Annotated in this window: 6 protein-coding genes; 5 read left to right on the forward strand and 1 reads right to left on the reverse strand. The window is 61.6% G+C overall.

All coding sequences use genetic code 11. The annotated features are described in order from the left end of the window. Positions 1–22 precede the first annotated feature (22 nt). Positions 23–1,759 carry an IlvD/Edd family dehydratase gene (locus Q7C20_RS08900; protein ID WP_375066803.1) on the reverse strand — a complete coding sequence of 579 codons (1,737 nt, stop codon included), beginning with the start codon at positions 1,757–1,759 and terminating at the stop codon, positions 23–25. Positions 1,760–1,951: 192 nt separating this feature from the next. Between Q7C20_RS08900 and Q7C20_RS08905 the strand changes: the two genes are divergently transcribed. Genes Q7C20_RS08905 through Q7C20_RS08925 form a run of 5 tightly spaced genes read left to right on the forward strand, consistent with a single transcriptional unit; the run spans position 1,952 to position 7,808 of the window. Further along, entirely contained in the window at positions 1,952–3,274 is a 1,323-nt protein-coding gene (locus Q7C20_RS08905) for an MFS transporter (RefSeq protein ID WP_375066804.1), read from the forward strand. 15 nt (positions 3,275–3,289) lie between these two features. Continuing rightward, the gene (araD1, locus tag Q7C20_RS08910) at positions 3,290–4,279 is read left to right on the forward strand and encodes an AraD1 family protein (RefSeq protein ID WP_348062166.1); all 990 of its coding nucleotides are present in this window, start codon (positions 3,290–3,292) and stop codon (positions 4,277–4,279) included. A gap of 10 nt (positions 4,280–4,289) precedes the next feature. Then, the gene (locus Q7C20_RS08915; protein WP_375066805.1) at positions 4,290–5,870 is read left to right on the forward strand and encodes an aldehyde dehydrogenase (NADP(+)); all 1,581 of its coding nucleotides are present in this window, start codon (positions 4,290–4,292) and stop codon (positions 5,868–5,870) included. A 32-nt stretch (positions 5,871–5,902) separates the two neighbouring features. Next, the gene (locus Q7C20_RS08920; protein ID WP_375066806.1) at positions 5,903–6,766 is read left to right on the forward strand and encodes an SMP-30/gluconolactonase/LRE family protein; all 864 of its coding nucleotides are present in this window, start codon (positions 5,903–5,905) and stop codon (positions 6,764–6,766) included. Between the two features lie 37 nt (positions 6,767–6,803). Beyond that, positions 6,804–7,808, forward strand: coding sequence for a substrate-binding domain-containing protein (locus Q7C20_RS08925; RefSeq protein WP_348062169.1), 1,005 nt, complete (start codon positions 6,804–6,806; stop codon positions 7,806–7,808). Positions 7,809–8,138 lie beyond the last annotated feature (330 nt).

Below are 8,138 nucleotides of genomic sequence, written 5' to 3' on the forward strand. Positions count from 1 at the left end.
TCGCGGCATCATAGCATCCCACTTAGTGGGAATGACGGGGTACTTCAGCCCCACGGCAGCCCACCAGGAAGTCAAAGTCGCAGCCCTGATCGGCCTGCAACACGTGGTCGATATACAGCTGGCGGTAGCCGCCGACGATGAGTTTTTGCGGCGGCGCCAAATCTGCCATGCGCGCCGCCAGCTCTGCGTCGGGGATGTCCAGGTGCAGGCGGCCGTTGGCGCAATCGAGTTCGATCCAGTCGCCTTCCTTCACCGTGGCCAACGGCCCGCCAGCGGCGGCTTCCGGCGCCACGTGCAAGACCACCGTGCCGTACGCCGTGCCGCTCATGCGCGCGTCGGAAATTCGCACCATGTCGGTCACGCCCTGGGCCAACAGCTTGGCCGGCAAGCCCATGTTGCCGACTTCGGCCATGCCTGGATAACCCTTCGGCCCGCAGTTTTTCATCACCAGAATCGAGTTGGCATCCACGTCCAGCTCCGGGTCGTTGATGCGCGCCTTGTACATGTCGAAGTCTTCAAACACCACCGCGCGGCCCCGGTGCTGCATCAGCTCGGGGCTGGCGGCGGAAGGCTTGAGCACCGCGCCGAGCGGCGCGAGGTTGCCGCGCAGCACACAGATGCCGCCGTCGGCGCGGATCGGGTTGTCGAGGGTGCGGATCACTTCGTCCTGACCGTAAATCGGCGAATCCTTGGTGTTCTCGCCCAGGGACTTGCCGTTCACCGTCAGCGCATTGGGATGCGGAATCAAATTCGCTTCGCCGAGGCGACGCAGCACGGCGGGCAGGCCGCCGGCGTAATAGAACTCTTCCATCAGAAAACGCCCCGACGGCTGCAGGTCAACGATGGTCGGCACGCCACGGCCCATGCGGGTCCAGTCGTCGAGGTCGAGTTCAACGCCGATGCGCCCGGCGATGGCTTTCAAGTGAATCACCGCGTTGGTCGAACCACCGATGGCGGCATTCACGCGGATCGCGTTTTCAAAGGCTTCTTTCGTCAGGATTTTCGACAGTTTCAAATCTTCGCGCACCATCTCTACCGCACGCATGCCGGACATGTGCGCCAGCACATAACGCCGCGCATCCACCGCCGGAATCGCTGCGTTGTGCGGCAGCGAGGTGCCCAGTGCTTCGGCCATGCAGGCCATGGTCGACGCGGTGCCCATGGTGTTGCAGGTGCCCGCCGAGCGCGACATGCCGCCTTCGGCTGCGAGGAAGTCATCCAGCGTGATGGTGCCGGCCTTGACCTGCTCGCTGAGCTGCCACACCACCGTGCCCGAGCCGATGTCCTGGCCTTTGTGCTTGCCATTGAGCATCGGCCCGCCGGTGACCACGATGGCCGGCACGTCGCAACTGGCCGCGCCCATCAGCAGCGCCGGGGTAGTTTTGTCGCACCCGGTAAGCAGCACCACGCCGTCAATCGGGTTGCCGCGAATGGCTTCTTCCACGTCCATGCTCGCCAGGTTGCGCGTGAGCATAGCGGTCGGGCGCAGGTTGGATTCGCCATTGGAGAACACCGGGAATTCCACCGGGAAACCACCGGCCTCGATCACACCGCGTTTGACGTGCTCGGCAATCTGGCGGAAATGCGCGTTGCACGGGGTCAGCTCCGACCAGGTATTGCAGATGCCGATGATTGGCTTGCCATGAAACTGATGGTCGGCAATGCCCTGGTTCTTCATCCAGCTGCGGTACATGAAACCGTTTTTGTCGGCGGTGCCAAACCACTGGGCAGAGCGTAGGGCGGGCTTTTTATCAGGCATGATCGGTTCTCTTATTGTATGACTATATGTTCTATATGGTGGTAAACATAAGCGCAAAATCGATGCTTTGGAAGTGTTGTCTTGTAAATAGTCGTACTATATAGTCGGTCTCAACTGAGGCGTTGCCCTGGCGAGTTTTCGCGAGAGGCGTGCCCCGAGCTTCTATAAGAACAACAAACGGAGATCGACCCCATGAGCCAGGAATTGCGGCTTATTCGGCGCATCACGCTGAAACTGATTCCATTCCTGATCCTGCTGTACCTGATCGCCTACGTGGACCGCTCGGCAGTGGGTTTTGCCAAACTGCACATGGGCGCCGACGTCGGTATCGGCGACGCCGCGTATGGTTTGGGTGCCGGGTTGTTCTTCATCGGCTACTTTCTCTTCGAAATCCCCAGCAACCTGATGCTCGACCGCTTCGGCGCGCGGCGCTGGTTTGCGCGGATCATGCTGACCTGGGGCGCCATCACCATCGGCATGGCGTTCGTGCAGGGGCCACACAGTTTCTACGTGATGCGCTTTTTGCTCGGCGCGGCGGAAGCCGGGTTCTTCCCGGGCGTGCTCTACTACATCACCCAATGGTTCCCGGTGCGCCATCGCGGCAAAATCCTCGGGCTGTTTATCCTGTCTCAACCCATCGCCATGATGATCACCGGGCCCGTGTCCGGCGGCTTGCTTGGCATGGACGGCATCCTTGGCCTGCACGGCTGGCAATGGCTGTTTATCGTGATCGGCACCCCGGCGCTGCTGCTGACCTGGCCGGTGCTGCGTTTTCTGCCGGATGGCCCAAAGCAGGTCAACTGGATGAGCGAGGAGGAAAAAACCTGGCTCACCGGTGAATTGAACAAAGACCTGCAAGCCTACGGCCAGACCCGTCATGGCAACCCGCTGCTGGCACTCAAAGACACGCGCGTGCTGCTGCTGGCGCTGTTCTATCTGCCAGTGACCCTGAGCATTTACGGCCTGGGGCTATGGCTGCCGACCTTGATCAAACAGTTCGGTGGCAGTGACCTCGTCACTGGTTTTATCTCGGCGGTGCCCTACATTTTCGGGATCATCGGGTTGCTGATCATCCCGCGCAGTTCCGACCGCTTGAATGACCGCTACGGCCATCTCGCGGTGCTCTACGTGCTGGGCGCCATTGGCCTGTTTTTCAGTGCCTGGCTCAGTGTGCCGGTGTTGCAAATGGCCGCGCTGAGCCTGGCGGCGTTTGCGCTGTTTTCCTGCACGGCGGTGTTCTGGACCTTGCCGGGGCGCTTCTTTGCCGGCGCCAGTGCAGCGGCAGGCATTGCGCTGATCAATTCGGTGGGCAACCTCGGCGGCTATATCGGCCCGTTCGTGATCGGCGCGCTCAAGGAATACACCGGCAACCTGGCATCGGGCTTGTATTTTCTGTCGGCAGTCATGGTGTTCGGCCTGCTGCTGACGGGCGTGGTTTACCGCCTGCTGGAGCGCAAGCACGTGCTGCCGCTTGACCAATTTGCCGCCAGTGCGCGTGGCGCTTCACGACTTTAATCCGGGAGAAATTTCATGCGTTTGGTTCAGTTCGAGTTACGCAATGGCGAGCGGCGCGTGGGCGTCGTCGAAGGTAATAAACTGCGCGAAGTGACCGGCGCGCGCACGGTGCGCGAACTGGCCCTGGTCGCCATCGAAGCGGGCGTGGGCCTGGCGCAACAGGTGAACAGCCTCGGCCTGGGCGACAGCTACGACTACGCCGCGCTGCTGGCTGACTTGAAAGTCCTGCCGCCACTGGACCACCCGGACCCGGCGCACATGTTGATCAGCGGTACCGGCCTGACTCACCTGGGCAGCGCTTCGGCGCGGGACAAAATGCACCAGGCCGGTGACGACACCGCGCTGACCGACACCATGCGCATTTTCAAATGGGGCGTGGAGGGCGGCAAGCCGGCCGCCGGTCAGGCAGGCGTGCAGCCTGAGTGGTTTTACAAAGGCGACGGCAGCATCGTCGTGCGTCCGGGTGAGGCGTTCCCGGTGCCACCGTTCGCCGATGACGCAGGTGAAGAACCGGAGATCGGCGGCCTCTACGTCATCGGTCCCGACAGCAAGCCCTACCGCGTGGGTTTTGCCGTGGGCAACGAGTTCTCTGACCACATCATGGAACGCAAGAATTACCTGTACCTGGCCCACTCCAAGCTGCGCAGTTGCAGCTATGGCCCGGAACTGCGCGTGGGCGAACTGCCGCAGCACCTGGCGGGCACCAGTCGCATTCTGCGCAACGGCGAGGAAATCTGGCGGAACGAATTCCTCAGTGGCGAGGCCAATATGTGCCACAGCCTGGAAAACCTTGAATACCACCATTTCAAATACCGCCAATTTCTCAAGCCGGGTGATGTGCATATACACTTTTTCGGCACCGCGACGCTGTCATTCGCTGATGGTATACGTACCCAGCCAGGGGACGTGTTCGAGATCAGCCAGGCCGATTTCGGCGCGCCGCTGATCAACAGTGTCGGCAGCAGCGATGCGGCCTTTGAACCCGGCAACGTCATCACGCTTTAAGGAGATCACCATGACCCCGTTTCTCGGCCACAACTACATCGGCGGCCAGCGCAGCGCCAACGGCAGCGTCACGCTAAATAGTGTCGACGCCACCACCGGCGAAGCCTTGCCCCAGCACTTTTACCAGGCCACGCCCGAAGAGGTCGATGCCGCCGCCAACGCGGCCGCCGCTGCTTACCCGGCGTACCGCGCATTAAGTGCCTCGCGCCGCGCGCAGTTCCTGGAGGCGGTGGCCGATGAGCTGGACGCGCTGGGCGATGACTTCGTTGAGCTGGTGTGCCGCGAAACCGCGCTGCCGGCTGCACGCATCAAAGGCGAACGCGGGCGCACCAGCGGCCAGATGCGCCTGTTCGCAACGGTGCTGCGTCGCGGTGATTTCTACGGCGCACGCATCGACAAGGCACTGCCCGATCGCCAACCGCTGCCACGCCCCGACCTGCGCCAATACCGCATCGGCTTGGGCCCGGTGGCAGTGTTTGGCGCGAGCAACTTTCCCCTGGCGTTTTCCACCGCCGGCGGCGACACGGCGGCGGCACTCGCGGCCGGCTGCCCGGTAGTATTTAAGGCCCACAGCGGGCACATGGCGACGGCTGAACGGGTGGCCGATGCGATCATTCGGGCGGCTGAGGCCACCGAGATGCCGGCGGGCGTGTTCAACATGATTTTCGGCGGTGGCGTGGGTGAGGCGCTGGTCAAGCACCCGGCGATCCAGGCCGTGGGTTTCACCGGCTCGCTCAAAGGCGGCCGCGCCTTGTGCGACATGGCGGCGGCACGCCCGCAGCCAATCCCGGTGTTTGCCGAGATGTCGAGCATCAACCCGGTGATCGTGTTGCCCCAGGCCCTCCAGGCACGTGCCGAGACCATCGCCCGCGACCTCACCGCCTCGGTGGTTCAGGGGTGTGGCCAGTTCTGCACCAATCCTGGCCTGGTGATCGGTATTGCCTCGCCGCAGTTCACGGCGTTCACCCAACAGGTCGCGCAGTTGATCGGCGATCAGCCCGCGCAAACCATGCTCAACGCCGGCACGCTGAGCAGCTATGGCAAAGGCCTGCAAGCACTCTTGGCGCATCCTGGCATTCAGCACTTGGCGGGCAGCGCGCAAGCGGGTAAACAGGCTCAGCCACAGCTGTTCAAGGCCGACGTGCGCCTGCTGATCGACGGCGACGAAGTGTTGCAGGAAGAAGTGTTTGGCCCGACCACCGTATTTGTTGAAGTCGCCGACGCGGCCCAGCTCAGCGCCGCCTTGAACGGGCTGCACGGTCAGCTCACGGCGACGATCATTGGCGAGCCAGCCGACTTTGACCAGTTCGCCGAACTGACGCCACTGCTGGAACAAAAGGTCGGCCGCATCCTGCTCAATGGCTACCCGACCGGCGTGGAAGTCTGCGACTCAATGGTTCACGGCGGCCCGTATCCCGCCACCTCGGACGCCCGTGGCACCTCGGTCGGCAGCCTGGCCATCGACCGTTTCCTGCGCCCTGTGTGCTTCCAGAATTACCCTGATAGCCTGCTGCCCGACGCGTTGAAAAACGCCAACCCGTTGCGCATTCAACGGCTGGTGGATGGCACGCCATCCCGCGACCCGCTGTGACACGCGCCTGAACGAACACTCCAGGAGGCTACATGCCGTGTATCGCCGTTACCCCGCACCGCGCGCAACTGGGCGAAGGTCCGTTCTGGGACGTGCCGAGCCAGGCGCTGTATTGGGTCAATATCATTGGCAAGCAGGCACTGCGCCTGATGGACGGGCAGTTGCAGGTTTGGCAATTGCCCGAGCATGTCTCGGCGTTTATCCCGTGTGAAAGCGGCGACGCGCTGGTGACCTTGAGCAGCGGTGTGTACCGGCTCAACCTTGCCACCCAAGCCCTGACCCTGCTGTGCGTGGCTGACCCGCAAGCGGGCAACCGCGGCAATGAAGCGCGCTGCGATGCCAGCGGTCGTCTGTGGCTGGGCACCATGCAGAACAACATTGGCGAGAAGGGCGAAGACTTGCCGGTTACCCGGCGCTCCGGTGGGCTGTTTCGCATTGATGCCGATGCGCAGGTCACGCCGCTGCTGAGCGGGCTGGGTATTCCCAACACCTTGCTCTGGAACGACGACGGCACCGAAGTGCATTTCGGCGACAGCATGGACGGCACGCTGTATCGGCACCGGATTAAGGCGGATGGCCAGCTCGACCCCGCCAACGTCTGGTTCGGTCCACACGAGCGCGGCGGGCCGGATGGTTCGGCGATGGATGCCGAAGGCTACATCTGGAACGCTCGCTGGGATGGCAGCTGCCTGCTGCGCCTCACGCCAGAGGGTGAGGTGGACCGCGTCATCGAGCTGCCTGTCAGCCGCCCGACCAGTTGCGTATTCGGTGGGCCGAACCTCACCACGTTGTATATCACCAGTGCCGCCAGCCCATTGGATCATCCCCTGGACGGCGCGGTATTGGCCATTGAAGTCGACGTGCCAGGCAAACCCTGTCACCGCTTCGCCGGATAAACCCAAGACTTTAAAACAACAACAAGGAGTCACCCGTATGAATCGTCGTCGTGGTATTCGTTCCCTGTGTTGCGCCGCTGTAGCGGTGTCGGCCCTGAGCTTGAGCGGCCTGTTGCTGGCTGCTGAAGAGGTGAAGATCGGTTTTCTGGTCAAGCAGGCTGAAGAGCCGTGGTTCCAGACCGAGTGGGCGTTTGCTGAAAAAGCCGGCAAGGAACATGGCTTCACCGTGATCAAAATCGCCGTCCCCGATGGCGAGAAAACCCTTTCGGCCATCGACAGCCTGGCGGCCAACGGTGCCAAGGGCTTTGTGATCTGCCCGCCGGATGTGTCGCTGGGCCCGGCCATTGTGGCCAAGGCCAAGGCCAACGGGCTGAAAGTGATTGCGGTGGATGACCGTTTTGTCGACGCCAAAGGCAACTTCATGGAGGACGTGCCGTACCTCGGTATGGCGGCGTTTGAAGTGGGCCAGAAGCAGGGCGCCGCGATGGCGGCGGAGGCGAAAAAGCGTGGGTGGGACTGGAAGGATACCTATGCGGTGATCAATACCTTCAACGAGCTTGATACCGGTAAAAAGCGCACTGACGGCTCGGTTAAATCCCTGGAAGAAGCGGGTATTCCCAAGGATCACATTCTGTTCACGGCTGCCAAGACGCTGGATGTTCCGGGCAGCATGGATGCGACCAACTCGGCGCTGGTCAAGCTGCCGAGCGGTGCGAAGCATTTGATTATTGGTGGTATGAACGACAACACCGTGTTGGGTGGTGTGCGTGCGACTGAGAGCGCAGGGTTTGCTGCGGCCAATGTGATTGGCATTGGTATCAATGGGACGGATGCGATTGGCGAGTTGAAAAAAGCTGACAGTGGGTTCTTTGGCTCGATGCTGCCTAGTCCGCACATTGAGGGGTATAACACGGCGCTGATGATGTATGAGTGGGTGACCAAAGGCACGGAGCCGCCGAAGTATACGGCGATGGATGAGGTGACGTTGATCACTCGGGCTAACTTTAAGCAGGAGCTGGAAAAGATCGGTTTGTGGAACTGACTTTTTGGTTCGGCGGCTGCCGGGATGGGGCCGCTTGAGGTGCTGTGGTGAGGTTCAAATGTGGGAGCTGGCTGCGATGGCTGCCTTCAAGCCAACCCATATCTCCTGATGCCCCCAGTCCAACTGTGGGAGCGGGCTTGCTCGCGAAGGCTATGCGTCAGGCGGCAGAGGGTTAGGGTCGGAGTACATATCCGTTATTTAAGTGAGGGCTGATATCGGTTCCGCTCTTACAGCGGGTCACTTTTGGAAGGACCTGTACGGACCGGACACATGGTGGACACATGTGCGGAGACATGGTTGACACATTATTAACCATATTCAGGTTTATTC

Origin of the sequence: Pseudomonas sp. AMR01 (assembly GCF_041946035.1) — a bacterium.
GTDB lineage: Bacteria > Pseudomonadota > Gammaproteobacteria > Pseudomonadales > Pseudomonadaceae > Aquipseudomonas > Aquipseudomonas antarctica_B.